The sequence below is a fragment of the Clostridium paridis genome, assembly GCF_016765615.1.
Lineage (GTDB): Bacteria > Bacillota > Clostridia > Clostridiales > Clostridiaceae > Clostridium_T > Clostridium_T paridis.
The window spans coordinates 887,689-911,257 of record NZ_JAESWA010000022.1 but is presented as its reverse complement, the minus strand read 5'-3'; the positions used below and the strand labels follow the sequence as shown (position 1 = coordinate 911,257).

At 29.6% G+C, this 23,569-nt stretch carries 22 protein-coding genes and 1 other annotated feature; of the genes, 20 read left to right on the top strand and 2 right to left on the bottom strand.

Going from position 1 to position 23,569, the window contains the following annotated elements; genetic code table 11:
- The first annotated feature begins 131 nt into the window (after positions 1-131).
- From JK634_RS12220 to JK634_RS12210, 3 genes are all read left to right on the top strand, one after another.
- Positions 132-689 carry a rubrerythrin family protein gene (locus JK634_RS12220; RefSeq protein WP_202767918.1) on the top strand — a complete coding sequence of 186 codons (558 nt, stop codon included), beginning with the start codon at positions 132-134 and terminating at the stop codon, positions 687-689.
- Between the two features lie 18 nt (positions 690-707).
- A complete protein-coding gene (locus tag JK634_RS12215; protein WP_202767917.1) occupies positions 708-881 on the top strand; it encodes a hypothetical protein in 174 nt (57 codons plus the stop codon).
- A 77-nt stretch (positions 882-958) separates the two neighbouring features.
- Complete coding sequence (locus JK634_RS12210) at positions 959-1,417, top strand: hypothetical protein (protein WP_202767916.1); 459 nt, start codon at positions 959-961, stop codon at positions 1,415-1,417.
- Positions 1,418-1,482: 65 nt separating this feature from the next.
- Here JK634_RS12210 and pssA read toward each other — a convergent pair whose 3' ends face one another.
- Entirely contained in the window at positions 1,483-2,004 is a 522-nt protein-coding gene (pssA, locus tag JK634_RS12205) for a CDP-diacylglycerol--serine O-phosphatidyltransferase (RefSeq protein ID WP_202767915.1), read from the bottom strand.
- Positions 2,005-2,320: 316 nt separating this feature from the next.
- On the opposite strand from pssA, the gene JK634_RS12200 reads away from it, so the two are divergent.
- From JK634_RS12200 to JK634_RS12190, 3 genes are all read left to right on the top strand, one after another.
- Positions 2,321-3,199, top strand: a complete 879-nt coding sequence (locus tag JK634_RS12200; RefSeq protein ID WP_202767914.1) for a YegS/Rv2252/BmrU family lipid kinase — start codon at positions 2,321-2,323, stop codon at positions 3,197-3,199.
- 49 nt (positions 3,200-3,248) lie between these two features.
- The gene (locus JK634_RS12195) at positions 3,249-3,935 is read left to right on the top strand and encodes a hypothetical protein (protein ID WP_202767913.1); all 687 of its coding nucleotides are present in this window, start codon (positions 3,249-3,251) and stop codon (positions 3,933-3,935) included.
- A 106-nt stretch (positions 3,936-4,041) separates the two neighbouring features.
- Complete coding sequence (locus JK634_RS12190; RefSeq protein ID WP_202768129.1) at positions 4,042-6,381, top strand: HAD-IC family P-type ATPase; 2,340 nt, start codon at positions 4,042-4,044, stop codon at positions 6,379-6,381.
- Between the two features lie 31 nt (positions 6,382-6,412).
- On the opposite strand, the gene JK634_RS12185 is transcribed toward JK634_RS12190, so the two are convergent.
- Positions 6,413-8,290, bottom strand: a complete 1,878-nt coding sequence (locus JK634_RS12185) for a YgiQ family radical SAM protein (protein ID WP_202767912.1) — start codon at positions 8,288-8,290, stop codon at positions 6,413-6,415.
- A gap of 311 nt (positions 8,291-8,601) precedes the next feature.
- Here JK634_RS12185 and JK634_RS12180 point away from each other — a divergent pair, with 311 nt between their 5' ends.
- From JK634_RS12180 to JK634_RS12115, 14 genes are all read left to right on the top strand, one after another.
- Positions 8,602-9,867, top strand: a complete 1,266-nt coding sequence (locus JK634_RS12180; protein ID WP_202767911.1) for a magnesium transporter — start codon at positions 8,602-8,604, stop codon at positions 9,865-9,867.
- Positions 9,868-10,154: 287 nt separating this feature from the next.
- Positions 10,155-10,427: a binding site (T-box leader), on the top strand.
- 78 nt (positions 10,428-10,505) lie between these two features.
- The gene (cysK, locus tag JK634_RS12175; RefSeq protein WP_202767910.1) at positions 10,506-11,417 is read left to right on the top strand and encodes a cysteine synthase A; all 912 of its coding nucleotides are present in this window, start codon (positions 10,506-10,508) and stop codon (positions 11,415-11,417) included.
- 21 nt (positions 11,418-11,438) lie between these two features.
- Positions 11,439-12,023 carry a serine O-acetyltransferase EpsC gene (gene epsC / locus JK634_RS12170; protein WP_202767909.1) on the top strand — a complete coding sequence of 195 codons (585 nt, stop codon included), beginning with the start codon at positions 11,439-11,441 and terminating at the stop codon, positions 12,021-12,023.
- Between the two features lie 4 nt (positions 12,024-12,027).
- A complete protein-coding gene (gene queG / locus JK634_RS12165) occupies positions 12,028-13,029 on the top strand; it encodes a tRNA epoxyqueuosine(34) reductase QueG (RefSeq protein ID WP_202767908.1) in 1,002 nt (333 codons plus the stop codon).
- A 72-nt stretch (positions 13,030-13,101) separates the two neighbouring features.
- On the top strand, positions 13,102-13,806 hold the full coding sequence (locus JK634_RS12160; RefSeq protein ID WP_202767907.1) for a lysophospholipid acyltransferase family protein: 705 nt from the start codon (positions 13,102-13,104) through the stop codon (positions 13,804-13,806).
- A gap of 21 nt (positions 13,807-13,827) precedes the next feature.
- On the top strand, positions 13,828-14,463 hold the full coding sequence (nth, locus tag JK634_RS12155; protein ID WP_202767906.1) for an endonuclease III: 636 nt from the start codon (positions 13,828-13,830) through the stop codon (positions 14,461-14,463).
- Between the two features lie 198 nt (positions 14,464-14,661).
- Complete coding sequence (locus JK634_RS12150) at positions 14,662-15,567, top strand: D-alanine--D-alanine ligase (protein WP_202767905.1); 906 nt, start codon at positions 14,662-14,664, stop codon at positions 15,565-15,567.
- A 236-nt stretch (positions 15,568-15,803) separates the two neighbouring features.
- The gene (locus tag JK634_RS12145; RefSeq protein ID WP_202767904.1) at positions 15,804-16,451 is read left to right on the top strand and encodes a phosphatase PAP2 family protein; all 648 of its coding nucleotides are present in this window, start codon (positions 15,804-15,806) and stop codon (positions 16,449-16,451) included.
- The gene (locus JK634_RS12140) at positions 16,423-17,145 is read left to right on the top strand and encodes a response regulator transcription factor (protein WP_202767903.1); all 723 of its coding nucleotides are present in this window, start codon (positions 16,423-16,425) and stop codon (positions 17,143-17,145) included. The genes JK634_RS12145 and JK634_RS12140 overlap by 29 nt, the downstream gene beginning before the upstream one ends.
- Before the next feature lie 31 nt (positions 17,146-17,176).
- Complete coding sequence (locus JK634_RS12135; RefSeq protein WP_202767902.1) at positions 17,177-18,622, top strand: sensor histidine kinase; 1,446 nt, start codon at positions 17,177-17,179, stop codon at positions 18,620-18,622.
- Positions 18,623-18,684: 62 nt separating this feature from the next.
- Positions 18,685-19,698 (top strand): glycoside hydrolase family 25 protein, encoded by a 1,014-nt coding sequence (locus JK634_RS12130; protein ID WP_202767901.1) that lies wholly within the window; start codon positions 18,685-18,687, stop codon positions 19,696-19,698.
- Positions 19,699-19,931: 233 nt separating this feature from the next.
- Complete coding sequence (locus tag JK634_RS12125; RefSeq protein ID WP_202767900.1) at positions 19,932-21,359, top strand: VanW family protein; 1,428 nt, start codon at positions 19,932-19,934, stop codon at positions 21,357-21,359.
- 162 nt (positions 21,360-21,521) lie between these two features.
- Positions 21,522-22,457, top strand: coding sequence for an AAA family ATPase (locus JK634_RS12120; protein WP_202767899.1), 936 nt, complete (start codon positions 21,522-21,524; stop codon positions 22,455-22,457).
- A 154-nt stretch (positions 22,458-22,611) separates the two neighbouring features.
- Entirely contained in the window at positions 22,612-23,547 is a 936-nt protein-coding gene (locus JK634_RS12115; RefSeq protein ID WP_202767898.1) for a DUF58 domain-containing protein, read from the top strand.
- Positions 23,548-23,569 lie beyond the last annotated feature (22 nt).

Below are 23,569 nucleotides of genomic sequence, written 5' to 3'. Positions count from 1 at the left end.
TATTTGAGATTCTCTTTATTTTCCCAATGTAAAAGTAACATTAGGAAAATAATTGAATATTTTAATAAGAGAGTAGTATGTACCTTTTTAAGTACTATCAGGTATATATATTAATAAATTAAGGAGAAATCATGGATTTAAGGGGAAGCAAAACTGAAAGAAATTTACTTAAAACTTTTGCTGGGGAGTCTAGAGCCAACACAAAATATACAATTTATTCTGAAATAGCAATACAAGAAGAATTATTATGGGTAGCAGAGATATTTAAAGAAACTGCTCATAATGAATTAGCACATGCCAGAGAAGTATATAGGAGATACTTAGAACTAGCTAAAGATACAAAAAGTAATTTATTAGATGCAATAGGCGGAGAAACAGAAGAAGCTAGAAGTCTTTATAAAGAATTTGAAAAGGATGCAAGAGAAGAAGGCTTTGACAGAGTAGCTGATTTCTACAAAGAACTTAGAGAAGTTGAAGCAAGTCATCAGAAGAGATATACAGAACTTTATAATCAGCTTGATTCTAATAGCTTTTTTGAAGTGGATGGAGATAAGTTATGGAAATGCATGAATTGTGGATATATTCACGAAGGTAGTGAAGCTCCAAGAGTTTGCCCTCTATGTAAATATCCTCAAGGATATTTTAAACTATATTGTGATCCTTTGTCTGAAAAGGGATATAAAGATTAATTTTAAGAGGTGAAAAGTATGTATTTTAACTATCCAGAAGAATATTTTCTTCCTGTTATTAGAGAAGAGTTAACAGATATAGAGGATGGTATAATTTCAAATGAAGTAAGGGAAATTAATACTAAGTCAAATATTTATTGTGATATAGATGAAGAGTATGTGGACAATTTTCTAAAATCATATACATTATAAATTGAAAATAGTATATATAAGCATAAAATCCCTTAGCATTAATATAAATTATAGAAAGCAGTACAAATGGTGATGGTATGGGATATAATGAAATAATAGGCTCCTATTATCAAGAGATTACAAATCTTGTTATATTGATGGAGAAGTATGTAAATTCATATAGATTATTAGTAGGGGCAGCAGGTGAATTAAATAATATTGCACTTGCAAAAAAAACTGATGTAAGGAAAGCACTTAAAAGAGCAGATAAGTTAGGAGATTTAATAGATGAAATATTAAAAATTCTAGAATGTACTGAATACACATACTTAAATTTTGTGAAGATTAAGAGTGATATATTGGTAATGAAAACAGAAAAAGATCTTATACTAACTGAAATAGATAATGAACTTTTATTTCAAAATAGTAAAAGATTTGAAGGGAAAGATGGTAAGTTTGAAAGGAAAGTTGACGAGGAATTTAGAGAAGAAGAGAGAGCTGATTTTGATGGTGAATTTCCTACAGGATATATTGAAGAAATAAAAGATAAAGATTAGCAAGTTTCAACTATATACTAAAAGGGATCCAGTTTATACTGAATCCCTTTTAATATAAAATAAAATTATACTTTTTTTAGCTTAAATGTACTAATCATTAAGTAAGATAAAATGATCATTATTACAACTGGTATAAATACAGAAGTTTTATTATTTACAGTTACTAAAACAAAAAGTGCAACTACTGCTCCAGCAATTGTTATTGGAACCCCTGTAAAAACCCCATCAAATGTTGAAGCATTATATCTTGCTAACCTAAATGCTCCACAAATAGGGAATAAAATAACGCATATATAACCTAATACTCCATAAGGACCTAGGTTTTGGAATCCATATAATACGAAAGTAAGTATTGAAGGTGCTACACCAAAGGAAACTAAATCAGCTAATGAATCTAATTCTTTTCCAAGGTCAGAAGAAACATTTAAAAAACGAGCAATCCTTCCATCATATCTATCTATTAAACCAGCAACAATTATAAAAATGGCTGCTAAAAAATAGTTATCGTTATATGTTGCAATAATTGATAGTAATCCAAAAGCAAGGTTAGCAAAAGTAAATAAGTTAGGTATGCTGCTTTTTCTCATATAATCACTCCTAAAAAAATAATTAACTAAAATATATAATCTAATAAGTCCTAATATATTTAGAATATATAAACCAATATTTATTATACTCTATGAAATCTAAAAAATTAAGAGGAAAATATAGATTATTTGAATAATTAATGTATTTATAAGGTAAATTTAAGAATACATTCGTAATATGACGCAAATAATTGGATAAAATATTAGAAATTTGATTACATATGTTGGCTATGAACTGGAGACTATCTCGACAACATTTGGTAATAGTGGTATAATCATTTTTGTTTCTCGTATAAATTAAGAGGAGGATATTTTCATGAAAAAGGTAAAATTTATTTACAATCCCTTTTCAGGAGAAAATTTAATTCTTTCAGAATTAGATAAAGTTATTTCAATACATCAAGAGTTTGGTTACCAAGTTGTACCTTTTAGAATTGAAAAAGGGATTACTATAGATGAAGCATTAAATGATATTGATGAATCTTTCTACTATATTTTAGTAGCTGGTGGTGATGGAACAGTAGATTCATTGGTAAATGCCATGAAAGAAAGGAATATCAATATTCCTTTGGGAATTCTCCCAGTAGGAACAGCTAATGATTTTGCAAGATTTTTGGGATTACCACAGGATATAGCTACTTGTGTAAGACAAATATTATCTTCAAAACCAAAGGGCGTTGATATAGGAAAGATAAATAATAAATATTTTGTAAATGTTGCAAGCACAGGGTTATTTACAGATGTATCTCAAAAAACTGATTTAAATCTTAAAAATACAATAGGTAAGCTTGCATATTATCTTAAGGGATTAGAGCAACTCCCTAATTTCAGAAAACTAAAGGTTAACATAAAGTCGAAAGAAGTTGAATATGATGGATATATGTATCTGTTATTGGTATTTAATGGACAAACGGCTGGAAGTTTTAACCTTGCAACTAGTGCAGATGTGATGGACGGATATTTAGATGTAATAATGTTCAAGGCTATAACAATTATAGATTTAATTCCTCTATTCATAAAAGTATTGAGAGGGGAACATCTAGATAGCCCAAATGTTCTTTATTTTAAGACTGATAATCTTATAATTGAATCACCTGAAGATATAGTAACAGATATTGATGGCGAAAGAGGTCCAGATTTTCCACTTAATATTCAGTGTATAAAAAATGGAATTGAAGTTTTAGGAATAAAATAATGATAAACATAATAATTATAAGTAGTAGTAATAAACATTAGGAGTAGGTATGCCAGAAGAATTTTTCCAGTACTTAATATTGCTATTTATAATTATTTTTTTGCTGAGAATTCTTATAAAAGTTAGAACTTCGTGTCCAAGAAAGCTAAAGGTATATATGCTGATTTCATGTATTTTTGCATTGCTATCTTTTATTTCGCAATTTTATATTGCATTAGGGAATAATCAGCAGTTTATAATTTATTTTAAACCATTGATTTACTTAGATAATCTAGCAACAATCCTCTTTTCTATATTGATTTTGTATGTGTTACTTAGAAAAGAAAAATTAGAGTTTAACTTTGCATATGTTTTATTATTTCTATTTACGATTTCATATATAGTCTATATGTATCTAGCAAAAGCATATGTGAAGGTAGATAATGATTATGGATTCATGGTGGTTTTAACTACAGATTTCATATATAGAATCACTTATATGCTCATAATACTTATATTGTCTTCAAGTATAATTATTTTTTTAGACTATAAGTATGCTGTAAGAGTTCCATTAATTTTACTATTAAGTGTAACAATAGGAGTAATACTAGAAAATATTTTATATTTATCTAATATACGATTTTTTGCATATCCTATTTTCAGCGAATTATTAGTGATTTTATTATTAAATTATTCTTTAAGTTTGTTTAAAGGGCAAGTAAAAGCAACAAGTACGCTTTTAAGGAAAAACCTTTAATTAACATTGTTAAATATTTTCGATAATGGAGAGTATATATAGTGAGTATATACTCTTCATTTTTTATTAAGTTTCTATCGGAAAAAACTAAAGAGGGTGAAATGTGATGGAAGGAACAGATAATAAATTAGGGTTAACAAAAACAGAAGTGGAACAAAGAATAAAAGCAGGATTAGTTAATGTTGTTGTAAGTCCTCCTTCAAGAACATGGTTTCAGATAATTAGAGCAAATGTATTTACAAGATTTAGTGCGATAAATTTAGTATTAGCAGCAATAGTAATTGTTGCTGGATCTCCCAAAAATGCATTATTTGCCTTTGTAATAATAACAAATTCTATTATAGGGATTTTCCAAGAAACTAGAGCAAAAAAAACAATTGAAGAACTTTCTTTATTAAGTAAATCTAAGGTTAAGGTTGTTAGAGGTGGTATAGATGTAATGATTAATTCAGAAGAAGTAGTCCTTGATGATGTTATTATTTTAGAACCAGGTATTCAATTAGTTACGGATTCAGTTTTATTACCAATGGGAGATGTAGAAGTTGATGAATCAATGCTTACTGGTGAATCAGATTATATTGGGAAAAAGAAAGGAGACAACCTTTTATCAGGAAGTTTTATTGTTTCAGGTTATGGATATGGGAAAGTAATAAAGGTAGGCGAGGATACCTATGCAGCTAAGTTATCGAGAGAAGCTAAAAAATTTAAAGTTATTAATTCTGAGATGCAAGGAGCTATTAATAAAATATTAAAGTATATTATGTGGCTTATAGTACCAATAGGAGTACTCTTAATTGTTACCCAGATATTATTTACAAAATCCACCTGGCAAGAGGCATTTATAAGTGCAGTGGCAGGTATAGTGGGAATGGTTCCAGAAGGATTAGTTCTATTAACAAGTGCTACTTTTCTAGTAGGAGTAATCAGACTTTCAAAATATAAAACCTTAGTGCAAGAACTTCCTGCAACTGAAGTGTTAGCTAGAGTAGATACTATGTGTATAGATAAAACAGGAACCATAACAGAGGGAAAGCTTAAGATAATAGATATAATTCCCTGGAAGGAGAATGATATCAAAGATATAAAAGAAATTTTAGGAACCTTTATTAAAAGCTTCCCGGGAGGTAATTCAACTTTTGAAGCTTTAAGAAAGGAGATACCTATATTTAGCAAGTACATAGTTAAACATATGGAGCCCTTTGATTCCACAAAAAAGTGGAGCGGAATTGAAATTGAAGAAATAGGAAGTTTTGTCTTGGGAGCACCTGAAATGATAGTGAGTGAGGACAATAGAGAAGTTAGAAGTATAGTAGAGCAAGAGGCTGAAAATGGAAGAAGAGTCCTAATATTAGCGCATTTTAAAAATAAAAAGTTAAATGAGAATTTACCAGAAGATATTGAGCCTATGGCAATACTTTTGATGGAGGATATTATAAGGAAAGATGCTAATGAAACCCTTGCATATTTTAGAAAACAAGGGGTAAATATTAAGATAATTTCAGGAGATAATCCTATTACTGTGGCATCAGTTTCCAAGAAAGTAGGAGTTGAAAACTCACATAAATATATAGATGCAAGAAACTTACCAGAGGACATAGAAGAACTTTCTAAAGTAATAGAGGAGAATGTCATTTTTGGTAGAGTTACTCCCTATCAGAAACAAAAATTAGTAAAGGCTTTGCAGTCTAGAGGAAGAATAGTTGCAATGACAGGAGATGGAATTAATGATGTTTTGGCACTGAAGGAATCAGATTGTGGAATTGCTATGGCCTCAGGAAGTGATGCTACTAAAGCAGTAGCTCAGCTAGTTTTATTGGAATCAAATTTTAATGCATTACCAAGGGTGGTAGAAGAGGGAAGAAAGATGATAAATAACTTAGAGAGAGTTTCAGAACTATATTTGTCAAAGACTGTGTATTCAATACTACTTTCACTTATTTTTGCACTTATTTTCTTGCCTTTTCCATATGATCCTATACAGTTAAGTTTAGTAGGTTCAATTAGCATTGGATTTCCATCAATGTTTTTAGCCTTGGTTCCTAATAAGGCCTTGGTTCATAGGGGTTTTTTAAAAAGGGTTTTATCTATATCAATACCAAATGGAATAAGTATTAGCTTAGGAACTCTTTTGGTATATCTTATTGCATATTATCAGGGAAGACCAATTGAGGAATTAAGAACTTTAAGCATATTAGTATCAGGATGTATTAGTTTATTAATTTTACTTAATGTTTCTAAGCCGTTAAATATATTTAAAGGAACCTTAGTTGCGCTAATGGCAATTGTGTTTTTCATTTCCTTTGCAGTTAGGTTATCTGCTGATTTTTTTGGCTTTAGTATAATAAATATATTTGATGTAATATTAATTATTGCGGTAGTTGCAGTAAGCTGGGCAATGAATAGTATTTTTATAATGATAGAAAAAAATATAAATAGACATCCATAATAGGATGAGCTATTTATATTTTCTATTAAAACTAATGGCTTTTCTTCTTAAAATTTTTATTGTTTGTCGAATGAGTTTTATTATTTTCTCTTCCAGCCTTAATCTTTGGAGGTGTAGGAGGAATTAGGCATTTAGGGCCAAAACCTATTAGATCTTCCCTACCAGCTTTTATTAAAGCTTTTTTTACTAAGTTATAATTTTTAGGAACTCTAAACTGTATTAAGGCTCTTTGCATATCTTTTTCTTCTTGAGTCTTAGGAGTATATATTTTTTCTCCAGTTAGAGGATGAATTCCTGTGTAATAAATTGTAGTGGAAAGTGATCCTGGCGTTGGATAAAAATCTTGAATTTGCTCTGGATTATATCCCATTTCTTTAACGTATAAAGCAAGTTCTATAGCAGAATGTAAATCTGATCCTGGGTGTGAACTCATTAAATAAGGAACAAGAAATTGATTTTTCCCTATAGATTTATTTATATCAAAGTATTTCTTTACAAATTTATCATAAACATCTCGACCTGGTTTTCCCATTTGCTTTAATACTTTAGGAGCAACATGCTCTGGAGCAACTTTAAGCTGACCACTTATGTGATGCTTGCATAATTCTCTAAAAAACTCAGTGTTTTTATCGTGAATTAGGTAGTCATATCTTATACCTGAACGAACAAATACTTTTTTTATACCAGGCAAACTTCGTACTTTTCTTAAAACACCTAGATATTCAGTATGATCTATTATTAAGTTGCTGCATGGTTTTGGAAACATACATTGTTTGTCTCTACAAGTTCCATGCTCCTCTTGTTTTTTACATGACTTGTGTCTGAAATTAGCTGTAGGGCCTCCAATGTCATGAATATACCCCTTAAAGTCATCTAAGGTAGTTAAGAGTTTAGCCTCCTCAACAATAGAATCAGAACTCCTATTTTGTATAATTCTTCCTTGATGGAAGGTTAGTGCACAGAATGAACAAGAGCCATAACATCCTCTATGGGAAGTTATAGAAAACTTAACTTCTGTTATTGCAGGAATACCCCCTTCAGAATCATAAATAGGATGGGGCTTTCTGGTATAAGGAAGATTATATGTAAAATCCATTTCTTCTTGAGTTAATGGAGCTTGAGGTATGTTTTGAACTAGAAATCTATCACCATGAGGTTGAATAATAGTTTTCCCTCTAATCGGATCTTGTTCATAAAACTCAATTCTATAACTTTCATTATAAGCCAATGTATCTTTTGAAACTTCTTCAAAAGAAGGTGCTAATATGTAATTTTTTAAATTCGATATATCTTTAGTTAAGTAACAAGTACCATTAACACTAGTTAGCTTAGATATATCTAATCCATAACTTAATAAATCTGCTATTTGTACTACTGGTTTTTCACCCATTCCATATATTAAAAGATCAGCCTTTGAATCTAATAAAATACTTCTTCTTACTTTGTTATCCCAATAATCATAGTGTGCAAATCTTCTTAATGAAGCCTCTATTCCACCTATAATGATTGGAACGTCTTTATAGGCCTCTTTAATCCTATTACAATATACAATTACTGCTCTATCAGGTCTATGACCAGATTTTCCACCAGGAGAATATAAATCATCGCTTCTTCTTCTTTTTGCAGTAGTATAGTGGTTAACCATGGAGTCTATATTTCCTGAATTGACTAGGAAGGCATATTTAGGTTTACCTAGTTTTTTAAAATCATCAGCATTATTCCAATTAGGTTGAGCTATAATCCCTACTGTATATCCATGAGCTTCTAAAGTTCTTCCTATAATGGCAGTTCCGAACGAAGGATGGTCTACATAAGCATCACCTGTAACAATAATAAAATCTAATTGATCTATATTTCTTTTTATTAAATCCTGTTTATTTATGGGTAAAAATTCCTTAACTAAATTCATTAGAAAATCGACCTTTCTCTTTCAGTTTCATAATCAATATATGATAACACATCAATAGAATCAATAGCAACAGAAATGCCTTAAAACTTAGTTTTTTGTTGCTTTTTTACCTAGATATAATATAATGAATTAGGAATAAAATTATTTTGAAAAGAAAGGGTGAAAAAAGTTGGAGGCAGGACCGGAAGGTAGTTCGATATTGGACGTCATAACAAATGAATACATAGAAGGAATGGTCTTCATACCCTAGGAGTATAAACATGCCTATTCCTTCTTATTAAAAAGTAAAAATTAAATAAGGAGGAGTAGGCATGAAAAAGTTAAATGTATTTCTATATAGCTCAATTTTAAATAAAAAGGTATATGACGAGTTTGATGATGTGCTTGGAATTTTAAAGGATGCATATGTTACAACCGAAGAGGGATACCCACGTATTATAGGATATAGAGTGAAAAAAGGAAATGTAATGTATGAATTTGAATTTAGAAATATAGATTTTTATTTAAGTGACAATAATAAAATTGTTATTAAAACAAGAGGTAGCAAAGAAATCCTGCCTAGAAGTTATAGTTATCTACTATCCCAAAATCTATTAGATAAAAACATAGTAGATATAAATGGAAAACAGGTAGTAAGAGTAAATGACCTTAGAATAGTTGAAATTGCTGGTGAGTATAGAGTTGTAGCGGTTGAAACAGGTACTTTAGCTATCTATAGAAGAAAAGGCATTGAAAAAATGGTACAGCCTTTAATGAAATTGTTGCATAAAGATATAGACGAACAGGCTATTATGTGGGACGATGTTGAATCCTTAGAGCTAGTTAATGATTCACTTCAGATTACAGATCCTTATCAAAAGTTATCAAAGCTTCATCCAGCAGATTTAGCAGATATATTAGAAGATTTGGATTCTCAATATAGAAGAAAAATATTTGAAACACTAGATGAAGATTTAATGGCAGATACTTTAGAGGAAATGGAACCAGAATACAAGGGTACAGTAATTAAGGAGTTATCTGAGCTTAAGCAAGCAGAAGTTTTAGAAAACTTACCTAATGATGAAATTGCTGATATCTTGGATGAATTAGATGATGAATCAAGAGAAAAAATACTTATTTCGTTAGAAAAAGGTGATGCAGAAGAAGTTAAAGAACTTCTTTCATATGAAGATGAAACTGCAGGAAGTATAATGAATAAAGACTTTATTGCCTTAAATATAGATATTACAGTAAGGGAAGCAATAGAAATATTTAGAGAAACTAAGCCGGATGATGAAGTAATGTATTCCATATATATTACTGATGGTGAAGGAAGATTACTTGGTTCAGTTGCATTAAAAGATTTAATTATGAATGAGGATAATGTGAAACTTTCTGAAATAATGAATGATAAAGTTGAAAAGGTTACACATAATGATTCATTAGATGAATTGGTAGAAAAGGAAAGCAAATATGACCTTTTATCTATTCCTGTTGTAGATGAAGAAAATAAGCTATTAGGAATTGTTTTAATGCACGACTTAGTAGATGAAATATTATTGCCATTTTGGAGAAAGAAAAATAGAAAAGCAGTTTAATTAAAATATAAAATAAATGGTACTTATGAATATAGAGGAATAACTTGCAAATGATTATTTAAACAATAATATCATTTACAAGTTATTCCTCAAATGCTTTAAATATAAAATATCAAAAAGAGTGTGAAAATAATAAGTTTTTTCATACATTATTATTAAATTAGTAAGGAATAATAGAAAAAGGTAAGGATTCAAAAAAAATTAAAAATAAAAATTAAAAAAACTTGTTGACTTTTGGAATAAAGAGCATATAATTAAGTATATAAACCATATCAAAATAGTGGGAATTAAAAGTTATGAAAAAGAAGAGTAGCTTAGAGGAAAGTTAAGATAACTAATTTGAGGGAAAACTTTAAAGTAAGTTTAACTATTAGTTATTTAAAAAGAGAGAAGGCGGCGGTGGAAAGCCTTTACTTAAATCTTTGTGAAGTGCACTTTGGAGCTGATATCCTGAAAAATTACTTTAGTAGGGTTATCCGGATTTCATCCGTTAAAATGATTTTAAGGTGAAGCGTTATATGCTTAATTAGAGTGGAACCGCGGGTTATCTCGTCTCTATAATTTATTAGAGATTGGGATTTTTTTTATTATACGTAAAAAAATTAAAATTAATATAAAGATACATGGAGGTATATAGTATGATTTATGAAAATGCGTTACAATTAGTAGGAAACACACCAGTATTAAAGGTTAAGACTTTAACTGATGAGAATTCAGCAGAAGTTTATGTTAAACTTGAAAAGTTTAATCCAGGTGGAAGTGTAAAAGATAGAGCAGCACTTGGAATGATTGAAAAAGCAGAAGAATTAGGTTTATTAAAGCCAGGATCAACAATAGTTGAACCAACTTCAGGTAATACAGGAATAGCAATTGCTATGATAGGAAAATTAAAAGGTTATAGAGTTGTTATAACTATGCCTGAAACAATGAGTAAAGAAAGAAGAGACCTTTTAAAAGCTTATGGTGCTGAATTAATATTAACTGAAGGCGCTAAAGGTATGAAAGGTGCAATAGCTAAAGCTACAGAATTGGTTGAGCAAGAAGGATACTTTATGCCACAACAATTTACTAATTTGGCTAATCCAGAAAAACACTATGAAACTACTGCAGAAGAAATATATAAGGATATTCCAGACTTAGACGCTTTTGTAGCAGGAGTTGGTACTGGTGGTACTGTAACTGGAGTAGGTAAGAACCTAAAGAATAATTATAAAACTAATGTGAAAGTCATAGCTGTTGAGCCAGCAAAATCACCTGTATTATCAGGCGGAAATCCAGGACCACATAAAATACAAGGTATTGGAGCAGGTTTCGTTCCAGATATATATGATGCAAGTGTTATTGATGAAATAATCCAAGTAACTGAAGAAGATGCATTTAAAACTGCAAAAGACTTTGCTACAAAAGAAGGAGTTCTAATAGGAATTTCAGCTGGTGGAGCATTATATGCAGCACTTCAAGTTGCTAAAAAGCTTGGACAAGGTAAAAAAGTATTAGTTATAGCTCCAGATGGAGGAGAAAAATATATTTCTATGGGCCTATATGATTAATTAATGTAGGATGTGATAAGCTTGTTTAAAAATCTAAGATATGATGTTAATAGTGTCATGAAAAATGACCCAGCTGCAAGGAGTTTTATTGAAGTACTTTTGCTTTATCCTGGGATACATGCTCTGATTGCATATAGAATATCACATTATTTCTATACAAAAAAAATGTTTTTCTTTGCCAGACTTATTTCGCAGCTTGCTAGATTCCTCACAGGAATTGAAATTCACCCTGGAGCTAAAATAGGCAGAGGTTTAGTGATAGACCATGGAATGGGTGTTGTTATTGGTGAAACAGCAGAAATTGGCAATAATGTTTTAATATATCATGGTGTAACATTAGGTGGAACTGGTAAGCAAAAAGGGAAAAGGCATCCTACGATTGGAAGTAATGTAGTAATAGGCAGTGGTGCAAAGGTTCTAGGACCTATTGTAGTTTCTGATGGAGCCAAGATAGGCGCAAATTCTGTAGTTTTAAAAGATGTTCCAAAAGATGCTACAGCAGTTGGAGCTCCAGCAAGGAATATTGTTAAGACTTCAGCAACTATTATTGAAATTACTGATGTCAGAGGAAAAATGAGAAAAATGTTTAATGAAATGGTGATTTGATTATATGGAAAAGAACATTAAGGATAAGATTTTAGAGTACTGTAATTCAATAGGACTAGATTTAGTTGGATTTACGGAGTGTAGAGTTTTTGATGAGCTTAGAGGTTTTTATGAAAGTAGGAAAGAACTTTCTCTTGAAAATGAGTTTGAAGAGAAGGACATAGATAAAAGAGTGAATCCTAACCATTACTATAATAAGGGGAAGACTATAGTTTCTATAGCTTTCCCTTATCTTCATGCATGTGAATATGTAGATAATGGGTTTTCTGTTTATACAAGAGGGAATGACTATCACAAGGTTGTTTTAGAGTACTTAGAAAAAGTTGCAGGTTTTATTAGAGGGTTAGGAGGAGAAGCCTATTGTTTCGTTGATTCTAACACTTTACCTGAAAGATACATAGCATATCTTGCGGGCATAGGATTTATAGGCAAAAACAATATGCTTATAACTGAAAAATATGGTTCATATGTATTTCTAGGCGAAATAATAACTGATCTTGAAATAGATAATTCAACAAACCTAACATTTGAAAGTTTAAATAAATTTATTAATTGTGGGGAATGTAATATATGTCATAATGAATGCCCAACTAAAGCAATTAATAGCAAAAGAAAAAATCCTAATATATGTTTATCTTATATTACTCAAAAAAAAGATATTGATGATATTTGGTTTGATAAATTGGAAGGAAGAATTTTTGGATGTGATAGTTGTCAAAAACATTGCCCATATAATGAAAAAGCTAAAAGAAGTAGCTTGATGGAATTCTATCCTTTAGATTTTATGAATGAGGAAGATAGCAAAAAACTAATTTACATAAATAATGAAGAGTTTAAGAATAAGTTAAAGATAACCTCCTGTGGATGGAGAGGGAAAAATATTATAATTAGAAACTCACTAATAAGAAATTATGACAAAAATAAAATGGAATTTGAAGATATTAAATTTCAATCACCATACTTAAAAGACTATTTGAATAGACTTTATGAGAAAAGTAATTTATAATTGTGGTAGAAAATTTATAATATAGGTTTTTTTATGAATTTAAAACCATTTATTTAGTGAGGGGAAAAGGAAATGATATCAAAGTCTTTAGCAAAAGTTATAAATGTACTGCCTGAAAAGTGGTTCATAATCATAGCAAGAAAATTAGCCAATGGGTATATAAAAAGATATGCTCAATTAAATGTAGAAGGATTTGAAAATATTGATAAAGCTAAGGGAGCTAAGATATTTATATGCAATCATCTAAGCAATTCAGATGGATTGATTTTAAATAAACTTCTGAAGGAAAAATATGATCCGTTTTTTATTGCAGGTGTCAAATTATCTAATGACCCAGTAACTAACTTAGGAGCAAAGATAGTTAAGACTATTAATATAAAACCTAATTCAGCAGATAAAGATGCTATTATGAATATTGTAAAGACCGTTAGAGCAGGAAATAATATTTTAATATTTCCAGAAGGAACAAGAAGCAGGACAGGTGCCATGATTGAAGCTAAAAAAGGTATTCTATTAATTGCAAGATTAACTAAGGCAGAGATAGTGCCAATAGGTATGGAAGGTAGTGAAATATTACTACCTATAAATAAAGATGGTGATATGGCAAAAGAAAAATGGAATAATTCAAAAGTTACTGTGAAATTTGGAGAACCATTTACGCTTCCATTAAAAGAAACGGATGAGGATAAACATCAATACGATGATAGAGTTTTGGTATATATTATGAAAAATATAGCTAAACTATTACCAGAAAAGTATAGAGGATTTTATTCTTAAATATTTTATTAAGGAGGAGCTATGAAAAAGAGTACTGGAAAAGTTTTAGAACTTTTAAAAGAAGCATATCCAGATGCAAAGTGTGAACTGGACCATAACTCACCTTTTCAACTTCTAGTGGCGACTATACTTTCTGCACAAACAACTGATAAGAAAGTTAATGAGGTTACAGAAAGTTTGTTTAAAGAGTATCCTGACTTAGATAGCTTTTTAATTTTAACCCATGAAGAATTGGAAAATAGAATAAAACAAATAGGTTTATATAGAAATAAAGCAAAAAATATTTACTTAATGTGTAGACAATTAAAAGACAAATTTAATGGTGAAGTTCCTAATACTATGGAAGGAATTACATCATTAGCAGGGGCAGGACGTAAGACTGCTAATGTGGTGTTGTCAAATGCATTTGGAGTGCCAGCTATAGCAGTTGATACTCATGTTTTTAGAGTATCAAATAGAATTGGCTTGGCAGAGGCAAATAATGTAGAAAAAACTGAAGAACAACTCATGAAGGAAATACCTAAAAATCAGTGGTCTCATGCACACCATTTACTAATATTTCATGGTAGAAGATGTTGTACTGCGAGAAAACCAAATTGTGAAGGATGCGTTATTAACAAGTATTGCAATTACTTTAAAACAATTAATAAAGATTAAGTTGTTTATGAAAGTTTACTTGAGAGTAGAAGCTTAGGGCTTCTGCTTTTTTATTTTTCACATTGTATGTTATGTGAAATTTCACAATATCCAGGATTCTTTATAAATAATATAGTTTAATTAGCATACTTGTTAATTGCCAATTAAGCTTTAAAGGTTTATAATAAACAAAGATTTTATTATTTGGAGGGTTCATTAATGAAAGTTGGAGTAATTATGGGTGGTGTTTCTTCTGAAAGAGACATATCTATAGCTAGTGGTAATTCTGTAGTAGAAAATCTTGATAAAAATAAATATGAAATAGTACCAATACTTTTGAATAGTAAAGAAGAATTAGTTGAAAAAGTAAAAGGGATAGATTTTGCATTGCTTGCACTGCATGGTAAATTCGGTGAAGATGGAGCTGTACAGGCTGTTCTTGAAACATTAGGAATTCCTTATTCAGGATGTGGAATAATGAGTTCTTCTGTTTGTATGGACAAAGATATGACTAAAAAAGTATTAAAAGCTTGTGATATCAGAACTGCAAGATGGTTTAATGTTTCATCAATTGAAGAAATAAATTATGATGTTATAGAAGAATTAGGATATCCAATTGTAGTTAAACCTAATTCTGGAGGATCTTCTGTAGCAACATTTGTTGTAAATGATAAAGAAAGTATTGAAGGTTGTGTAGCAGAAGCACTTAAGTGGGATTCTGAAGTAATGATAGAAGAATACATTAAAGGTGATGAAATAACATGTCCAGTTATTGATGGAAAACTATATCCTATCATTGCAATAAAACCTAAATCTTCATTCTTTGATTATGCATCAAAGTATTCAGATGGCGGAGCAGATGAATTTGTAGTTGAATTAGAAGAAGAACTTTATTCAGAAGTACAGAAAATGGCTTTAGCAACTTATAAAGCATTGAAATGTTCAGTTTATGCTAGAGTAGATATGATTGTTAAAGAAGGAGTTCCATATATATTAGAAGTGAATACTTTACCAGGAATGACTAAAAATTCTCTTATACCTAAGAGTGCAGCAGGAATAAATATTGAATTTAATGAGCTTTTAGATATTATTATAGATAAATCATTAAAGGTTTCAAGAAATTAAGTACTATAAGTTATAACAGAGGTGTCTTAAATATTGGGCATCTCTGTTATTTTTTTATAAGTATTAATATAATTATGGTAAAAGTTAATAATAAAGAAGGAAAAGTTACTTATATAAGGACGCAATTAAGCTTATAAAAGCATAATGTAATTAAGGAAATATTAAGAATTTATACTTTGTTTTCTAAAGAAATTCATATTAAAATATAATTATAAAGCTACGAAGGATGGGGATTTATGGATAAGGTTAAAGAAAATATTAAACACATTTGGTTATTTGGAATATATGGAATAATAGGTTCTTTATATGGGGTTTTTAATAAACCTTGGAATGAAGTTAGTAACCTTACAACAATATTTGATATGAAGATACCTTTCCTAAAAATATTTATAATACCCTACTACAGTTGGTATGTCTTTTTAGTAGGCGGAGTTTTGTTTTTGATGTTTAATGATAAAAAAAGTTATTATAAAGCTGTATACTCTTTGTGTATAGGAGTTTCAATATGCTATGGTATCTATTTATTATTTCAAACCACTATAGCAAGACCTGTAATAGTGGGAAATGATTTTCTATCTAGACTAGTTAGATACACCTATCAGAATGATAATCCGTTTAACTGTTTTCCAAGTATACATGTTTATACAACAGCAGTAATTGGTTATTTCTTATTAGGATTGAAAAATCTTAAGAGTTATCAAAAATACATGATACTGACTTTAGTAGTATCAATAATTTTATCAACAGTTTTTGTTAAACAACATCTTATTTTAGATGTAATTTCAGCATTAGGGTTAGGATATTTTATAATAAATGGGATAAATTTATTAGAGGAAAGGATAGGGACTTCGAAGGATGAGGAAAGAGAAGGTACTTATAGTTGATGATGAAAAAGAAATAAGGGATTTGGTGGATATATATTTAAAAGGAGAAGGCTTTGATACAATAAAGGCTGGCGATGGAGAAGAAGCGCTAAAAATATTAAGTGATGAAGAGGTTGACCTAGTTATACTTGATATTATGATGCCTAAGGTTGATGGGATAGAAGCTTGCCTTAAAATAAGAGAAGAAAAAAATATTCCAATAATAATGCTTTCTGCGAAAACACAAGACATAGATAAGATTCTTGGATTAAACACAGGAGCAGATGATTATGTTACTAAACCCTTCAATCCATTAGAACTGATTGCAAGAGTAAAATCACAATTAAGAAGGTTTAAAAGATTAAATCAAGCGATTATAAATGATGAAACAGGTTTTAAGGTAAAAGAGAATTCCAATGTCATACAAGCTGATGAATTAGTTATTAATTTAGAAAGTCATCAAATATTTTTAAATGATGAAGAGGTAAAGTTAACTCCAATAGAGTTTGATATTCTTGCTCTTCTTGCAAAGAACAAAGGGAAAGTATTTTCTATTGAAAATATATACGAAAGCGTATGGAACGAACAATTTATACAATCAGACAATACTGTAATGGTCCATATAAGAAAAATCAGAGAAAAACTAGAGGAAAATCCAAGAAACCCTAAATATATAAAGACAGTATGGGGAGTAGGTTATAAAATTGATAAATAAAATTAATAGAAGGTTAAATAGAATACTAAATATGAAGATTATGAAGCCTATAAAGATAATTTATAGGCTTTTTAACGAAAGAATGGAGAAAAGCATAAGATTTGAATTGGTTGTTGTATTCGGAATATGTTTTCTTCTTGCATTCTTTTCATACGGAGTATTTAATAAGATGTTCTCTAGAACTATAACATCCGAATACATCGAATACTATTTTAATTATGGCGAAGAATATTATCAGAACTTTGTTTATGAAATAAACAAAAGTAATGTGGACATAAAAAATAAGCAGCAGATGGATACTTTCTTTGCAAAAAAAGATTTACATAATTCAAGTTTAGCAATTGTTAATGCTGACGGGAAGATATACTATAAGGTAAATTATACTGCAAGTGATCAGGTGGATTTACAAGAGATATTTAAGAGTACACTTAACAATGGAGCAAATGAAAGTGAAAAAGCTTATGTATATCCAGCAAAAGTTAAAGGTGAAAATGTATTTTTAATTTTTGATGTTAAGGCTGAAAATAGAATAAGTTACAAACACTACACTGTGAATAATAGTTTCTTTGCTCTGTTAGGCTCTTTAGTGGTATTCGTATTTGCATTTATCAGAATTACAAATGATAAAATGAAATATATAGAAGAAATATCTAGAGATTTAAAGATTATAGCAGAAGGAGACTTAAAACATAGGATTAATGAAAAAGGTAATGATGAACTTAAAATTTTAGCTGAGAATATTAACTATATGGCTAATAAAATAAATACCAATATAGAGAAAGAAAGAACAATTGAAAAAACTAAAAATGATTTAGTTACAAATGTATCGCATGATTTAAGAACTCCATTAACTTCAGTAATGGGATACTTAGGCCTAGTTAAAGAAGGTAAATATGAAAGTGAAGAGCAAATGCACGAGTATTTAAACATTGCTTTTTCAAAGGCAGAGAGATTAAAAATATTAATTGAAGACTTGTTTGAATTTACAAAACTAACAAATGAGGGAATAAAACTTAACCCGATAGACGTTAATATAGTAGAATTTTTATCGCAGATTACTGATGAAATGATGCCTTTATTTGAAGAAAATGAATTGAATGTTATTCAATCCTATCCTAATGAAAAGATTATGGTTTCGTTAGATCCAGATAAAATGGTAAGGGTTTTGGAAAATCTATTAACCAATGCTATAAAATATTCTTTTAAGAATTCAGATGTAAAGGTATCTATTTGGAGAATAAAGGATAAAGTGTTTATATCCGTGAAAAATAAAGGTGATAGAATAGATAGAGAAAAGCTAAATCAAATATTTGAAAGATTTTACAGAATGGATGAGGCTAGAACAAGTACAACCTCAGGTAGCGGCCTAGGTTTAGCCATAGCTAAAAATATAGTTTACATGCATGAGGGAGAAATATGGGCAGAATCCTTAGGTGATAATATAAGCTTTATTATAAGATTAAATTGTAAAAACTAACTGTAACTTTTTAACTACCAATTGGATATCTTATTATAGAAGAAATTATTTGGAGGCAAAGGATGCAGGATAAGAATCCTCGTAGTCTTTTCGGACTAGATATAAATGAGTATACTCAAGGGGTGAATTTTCAGGTAATAGCTAGAAGTTATGATTTTTTATACTTAAGAGCATCGGGTTCATCAACAGGAACTTTCAGGGTAGATAAAAAATTTGTTGATTTTGCAAAATCATCAAGGAATTATGGAATCCCAGTAGGAGCCTATCATTATGCACTTCCATCATATGATTTAACCACAGCAGATAGTCAATGCGATAATTTTATAAATACTCTTCAGCTTGGATTTGGAAACCGTGATTATGGAGACTTATTCCCAGTAATTGACGTGGAGGCACCACAAGATAAATCAATTTCTACGGCTGGTCTTATAAATTGGGTGGATAGGTTTAGAAAGAGATTTGAAAAAAAGACTAATCGTAGACTAATGTTATATACAGGCACATTCTTTATAGAAATATACAACAATTTTTATATACCAGGAAGGGGATATCCATTAAGTGATATGCCATTATGGATTGCAATGTATAGGGAGATTCCAGGAAATCCTCCAATCCCACCGAATGTAGGAGGATGGACTAGGTGGAGAATTTGGCAATATACTGAAAAAGGAACAGCAAAAGGAGCAAATCCACCTAATGATTTAAACTGGGGACCAGATAATATAGCATACCTAATACAGCCAGCAATAGTTCAAGGATTAAATGCAACTATGGATAGCAATAACATATATGTCACTTGGAAACCTAATACAGAACCAGACCTAAACGGATATAATATTTTCGTAAATGGCGAATATTATACTACTACAGATAAAGATCAAAATAGAGTTATCATACCAAGAAGAAAATTGAATATCCCTGAAAATCAAACTATTAAGATAGAAATTCATGCTTTTGATAAAGACAGAGAGATATCTAAGAGAAGAAGTGCTTATATATTAAATCCGTTAAGTAGAGAAAGTAGAATAGATAATAATCAGATATATTTTAGTGGAGAATATTTATTTTTCACTTAAACAAAAAGTGATTTTTGAAGTGGATGTAACTATAGGGTTTTTATAGAAAACTTAACTTAAAACCCTATAAAAACATCCACTTTTTATTTTACTACAAATTTCTACAGTTATTTAGATTTATTAATATTAAAGTAAAAATTCTTAAGAAAAATATAAACTTTTTGTTAGAATAAATTAGTTTATTGTATAAGTAATTTGTAGTATAATAGATTTGCGTATGTAGAGAGGAGAATATGATGAAAAAGGACTCAAAGAAAAATAAATTTAGAATTAATAAAAAAGTAGTTGTTCCAATACTAGTTATAATAGCCGTAATTTTATCCGGAACCTCAGCTTATGCATTATTTACTAATAGCAAGATAAAATCCTGGTCAGATCAAGTATACCCAGGGGTTAAGGTTCAAGGGGTGGATTTATCTGGAAAAACAAAAGAACAAGTACTACAAATTCTAAAAGATAATTTTGTAGATAAAATTAAAGATAAAAAGATTAACCTGAAGGTCAATGATACAAGTTTTTCATTAGGTTATTCAGAACTTTCTACTGAGTTTGATGTTGAAAAGACTGCAAATGATGCATTAGCAGTAGGTAAGGATTCTAGTTTTTTTGGTAAAAAAGCATGGATTGATGGTAAAAATAATAAGAACTTATCTATAGATTTTAAATATGATGAAAAAAAATTAGATGCTTTTAAACAAAAAGTTACTAGTGAAATGAATAAACCTGCAAAAGATGCCTCTATTTCTATAAGTAATGGAAATATATCAATTACACCTGAACAAAATGGTGTAAAGATCAATGAAGATGAGTTGACATCTAAACTTAAAGAGTCAATTAATGGTGAGATTGGTAAAGATACAGAAATTGCTATGACAACTGTAGAGGACAAACCTTCCATTACAAAGGATCAGCTTTCTAAGATAACTGGAAAAATGTCATCATATCAAACTAGTTATGCTACATCTAATCCCGGAAGGTCTACAAATGTAGAATTAGCAACAAGTCATATTAATGGTAAGTTATTAATGCCGGGTGATACTTTTAGCTATAATGAAACAGTTGGAGAAAGAACTTACGCAAGAGGATTTAAAGATGCAGCAATTTTTGTGGGAGATAAAGTGGAAGATGGTCTAGGTGGAGGAATATGTCAGGTCTCAACAACTCTTTATAGAGCTGTTATGGCTGCAAACATAAGATCCGTAGAAAGAACAAATCATTCCATGCCAACAAGTTATTCTCAACCTGGTTTAGATGCGACAGTTGTATGGGGAGTATTGGATTATAAATTTAAAAATACTTATGATTTCCCAGTTTATGTTGAAGCTTACACAGCAAGTAGAAATGTATATGTTAATATATATGGAAATGTTGAAAGTATGCAAGGAAAAACGTATCAATTAGTAGCAGAAAACTTAGAAACAATTCAACCAACAACAACTACTGTTGATGACCCTACTTTACCAGAAGGAGAAACTCAGTGGGATAAAAAACCTGTAGTAGGTTATAAAGTAAGAAGCTATCAAGTAACTTATCAAGGTGGCAAGGAAATAAATAGAGAAACTATTGCAACAGACACCTATAGGAAGGTTGATGGAGTTTTAAAAAGAGGAACTAAAAAGGTGGAACAACCTAAGGCTCCAGCAGATAATAAAACATCTTAATATTTTAGTGATTAACATAAGGTTATAGCTAGTAAACTAACTTACTAGCTATAACCTTATTTGTTTATAAAAGTTTTCTTATGGTAAAAATTAAAGATGGTTATTATTGTGGAATATTATGTTAAAATATTTATATGCAATTAGAGTTATAGGAGAAATAATATGAACTATAGTTATGTTACAAAAATTAAAAGCAATTTAAATAAAGTAATATTAGGTAAGGAAAAGGAAATAAATGATTTGCTAAAAGGAGTGATATCTGGAGGGCATATTCTTATTGAAGATTTGCCAGGACTAGGTAAAACTACCTTAGTTAAAGCTTTAGCAAAAAGCTTGGATTTGAATTTTTCAAGAATACAATGTACTCCAGATTTATTACCCAGTGATATATTAGGAGTATCTATTTATAATCAACATACAGGTGAGTTTGAATTTAGAAAAGGACCAATATTCTCACACATATTATTAGCAGATGAATTAAATAGAACTTCCCCTAAAACACAAAGTGCACTCTTGGAAGCAATGGAAGAAAAACAAATAACTGAATGGAGAAATAGCTATAAGTTAGAAAGTCCATTTATTGTTATTGCAACACAAAATCCATTAGAATATATAAGTACATCAATACTTCCGCAAGCTCAATTGGACAGATTTTCAATAAGAATTTCCTTAGGATATCCCACAGAAGAAAGTGAGGAGGAGATTCTTAAAATGCAAAATAATCTAAATCCACTAGATGAAGCGCGGAAAGTAATTAATAAAAGCCAATTCTTTGAAATAATTAAAGAAGTTGATTCTATAAGCATTCACGAAGAAATAATAAAATACATAGTAGCAATAGCTAATAAGACAAGGGAAGATAATAGGCTTTTACTAGGAGTTAGTACAAGAGCAGCACTAACATTGCAAAAAATTGCTAAAGCAAGTGCTTATCTAAACGAAAGAGAATTCGTTATACCAGAAGATATTAAAGAAAACATCTTTTTGGTTTTTAATCACAGAGTTATACCTAGCTATAGTGGCAGAAATAAAGAAGAGTATATTAATGAGATAATGAAAGATATATTAAATAGCGTTGCTATACCAAAGGTAATTTAGCATGGTCAAAATAGATTTAAAGTATTTATTGTTAATAATAATTAGTGCTTTTTTAGTGTATATAGAGGGAGGGATTGTTTTTTCAAGCATATTGTATATGCTTCTACTAGCTCTTTTCTTTTCCATAACATATATTACAGTTATATATAAGGCTATGGATTTATCTATAGAATTAGATAAATTTGAGGTATCTACTGAAGAAAATATTAATATTACAACAGAGATAAAATCAAAAATTCCATTATATTTACCAATTGTAAAAATAGAAAATGAAGAAATAAGTTATATTATGAAAAACTATCAAGGACATGTTTTTTCTTTTTGGAGAGAATTAAAATTGCAAGATAAAATTGTCCCATGTATTAGAGGAATATATGATTTTGGTAGATTAAATATCACACTTATAGATCCGTTAGGAATAATAAAAATGAAGTTTAAACTACACTATAAATCCATAGTAAAAGTTTATGTTAAAAGGAATACAAACCTTCAAACAAGGGAAATCCATAATAAGATTCCGGAGATACATAAGAATGAGGGATATAATTTTAATAGTATGGATGAATTAAGGGAATTAAGGGAATATAGACAAGGAGATAGTTTGAAAAGGGTACATTGGAGATTGCTTTGTAAAAGGCAAGAGCTTTATGTTAAAGAATATGAATGTAATCAAGGAAAATCAGAAATATTAATATTAGATATGAGTAAAAAAATTATGGACATTGACCCTACTGGTAGAAAAGAAGAGGAATTAGTCGAATTTGCATTTAATTATATATTTAAAAAAGTTAGTGAAGGATATTCAATTAATTTATTTATAAATAATAAGAACAGTAAAAATCTATTTATACATGATTACATAGGTATAAAGTTATTAGAAGAATATTTTCTAACTAATTTTAGCTTTGGAGACGTGGATATAAATGATTATTTATTAAATGACGATATAAGTTTGGTTACGGTTCCTATTATAATAGTACCTTTTTATGAAGATATAGATATAAGTAAAATTGAAAAAAAGTATCATGCTGATGAATGTTTATTTTACTCTTTTTCTAAATATAGCAAAGATAATATTATCAATATTTAATATTTTACGAGGTAATTATTTT

What these genes read in the sequence shown, in the direction of transcription:
- JK634_RS12130 (WP_202767901.1), top strand. Translation starts at nt 18,685, where the DNA reads ATGCAGGATAAGAATCCTCGTAGTCTTTTCGGACTAGATATAAATGAG.
- JK634_RS12185 (WP_202767912.1), bottom strand. Translation starts at nt 8,290, where the DNA reads ATGAATTTAGTTAAGGAATTTTTACCCATAAATAAACAGGATTTAATA.
- JK634_RS12200 (WP_202767914.1), top strand. Translation starts at nt 2,321, where the DNA reads ATGAAAAAGGTAAAATTTATTTACAATCCCTTTTCAGGAGAAAATTTA.
- JK634_RS12195 (WP_202767913.1), top strand. Translation starts at nt 3,249, where the DNA reads ATGCCAGAAGAATTTTTCCAGTACTTAATATTGCTATTTATAATTATT.
- JK634_RS12140 (WP_202767903.1), top strand. Translation starts at nt 16,423, where the DNA reads ATGAGGAAAGAGAAGGTACTTATAGTTGATGATGAAAAAGAAATAAGG.
- JK634_RS12135 (WP_202767902.1), top strand. Translation starts at nt 17,177, where the DNA reads ATGAAGATTATGAAGCCTATAAAGATAATTTATAGGCTTTTTAACGAA.
- nth (WP_202767906.1), top strand. Translation starts at nt 13,828, where the DNA reads ATGAAAAAGAGTACTGGAAAAGTTTTAGAACTTTTAAAAGAAGCATAT.
- queG (WP_202767908.1), top strand. Translation starts at nt 12,028, where the DNA reads ATGGAAAAGAACATTAAGGATAAGATTTTAGAGTACTGTAATTCAATA.
- pssA (WP_202767915.1), bottom strand. Translation starts at nt 2,004, where the DNA reads ATGAGAAAAAGCAGCATACCTAACTTATTTACTTTTGCTAACCTTGCT.
- JK634_RS12215 (WP_202767917.1), top strand. Translation starts at nt 708, where the DNA reads ATGTATTTTAACTATCCAGAAGAATATTTTCTTCCTGTTATTAGAGAA.
- JK634_RS12145 (WP_202767904.1), top strand. Translation starts at nt 15,804, where the DNA reads ATGGATAAGGTTAAAGAAAATATTAAACACATTTGGTTATTTGGAATA.
- JK634_RS12115 (WP_202767898.1), top strand. Translation starts at nt 22,612, where the DNA reads ATGGATTTATCTATAGAATTAGATAAATTTGAGGTATCTACTGAAGAA.
- cysK (WP_202767910.1), top strand. Translation starts at nt 10,506, where the DNA reads ATGATTTATGAAAATGCGTTACAATTAGTAGGAAACACACCAGTATTA.
- JK634_RS12190 (WP_202768129.1), top strand. Translation starts at nt 4,042, where the DNA reads ATGGAAGGAACAGATAATAAATTAGGGTTAACAAAAACAGAAGTGGAA.
- JK634_RS12210 (WP_202767916.1), top strand. Translation starts at nt 959, where the DNA reads ATGGGATATAATGAAATAATAGGCTCCTATTATCAAGAGATTACAAAT.
- JK634_RS12125 (WP_202767900.1), top strand. Translation starts at nt 19,932, where the DNA reads ATGATGAAAAAGGACTCAAAGAAAAATAAATTTAGAATTAATAAAAAA.
- JK634_RS12180 (WP_202767911.1), top strand. Translation starts at nt 8,602, where the DNA reads ATGAAAAAGTTAAATGTATTTCTATATAGCTCAATTTTAAATAAAAAG.
- JK634_RS12150 (WP_202767905.1), top strand. Translation starts at nt 14,662, where the DNA reads ATGAAAGTTGGAGTAATTATGGGTGGTGTTTCTTCTGAAAGAGACATA.
- JK634_RS12120 (WP_202767899.1), top strand. Translation starts at nt 21,522, where the DNA reads ATGAACTATAGTTATGTTACAAAAATTAAAAGCAATTTAAATAAAGTA.
- JK634_RS12220 (WP_202767918.1), top strand. Translation starts at nt 132, where the DNA reads ATGGATTTAAGGGGAAGCAAAACTGAAAGAAATTTACTTAAAACTTTT.
- JK634_RS12160 (WP_202767907.1), top strand. Translation starts at nt 13,102, where the DNA reads ATGATATCAAAGTCTTTAGCAAAAGTTATAAATGTACTGCCTGAAAAG.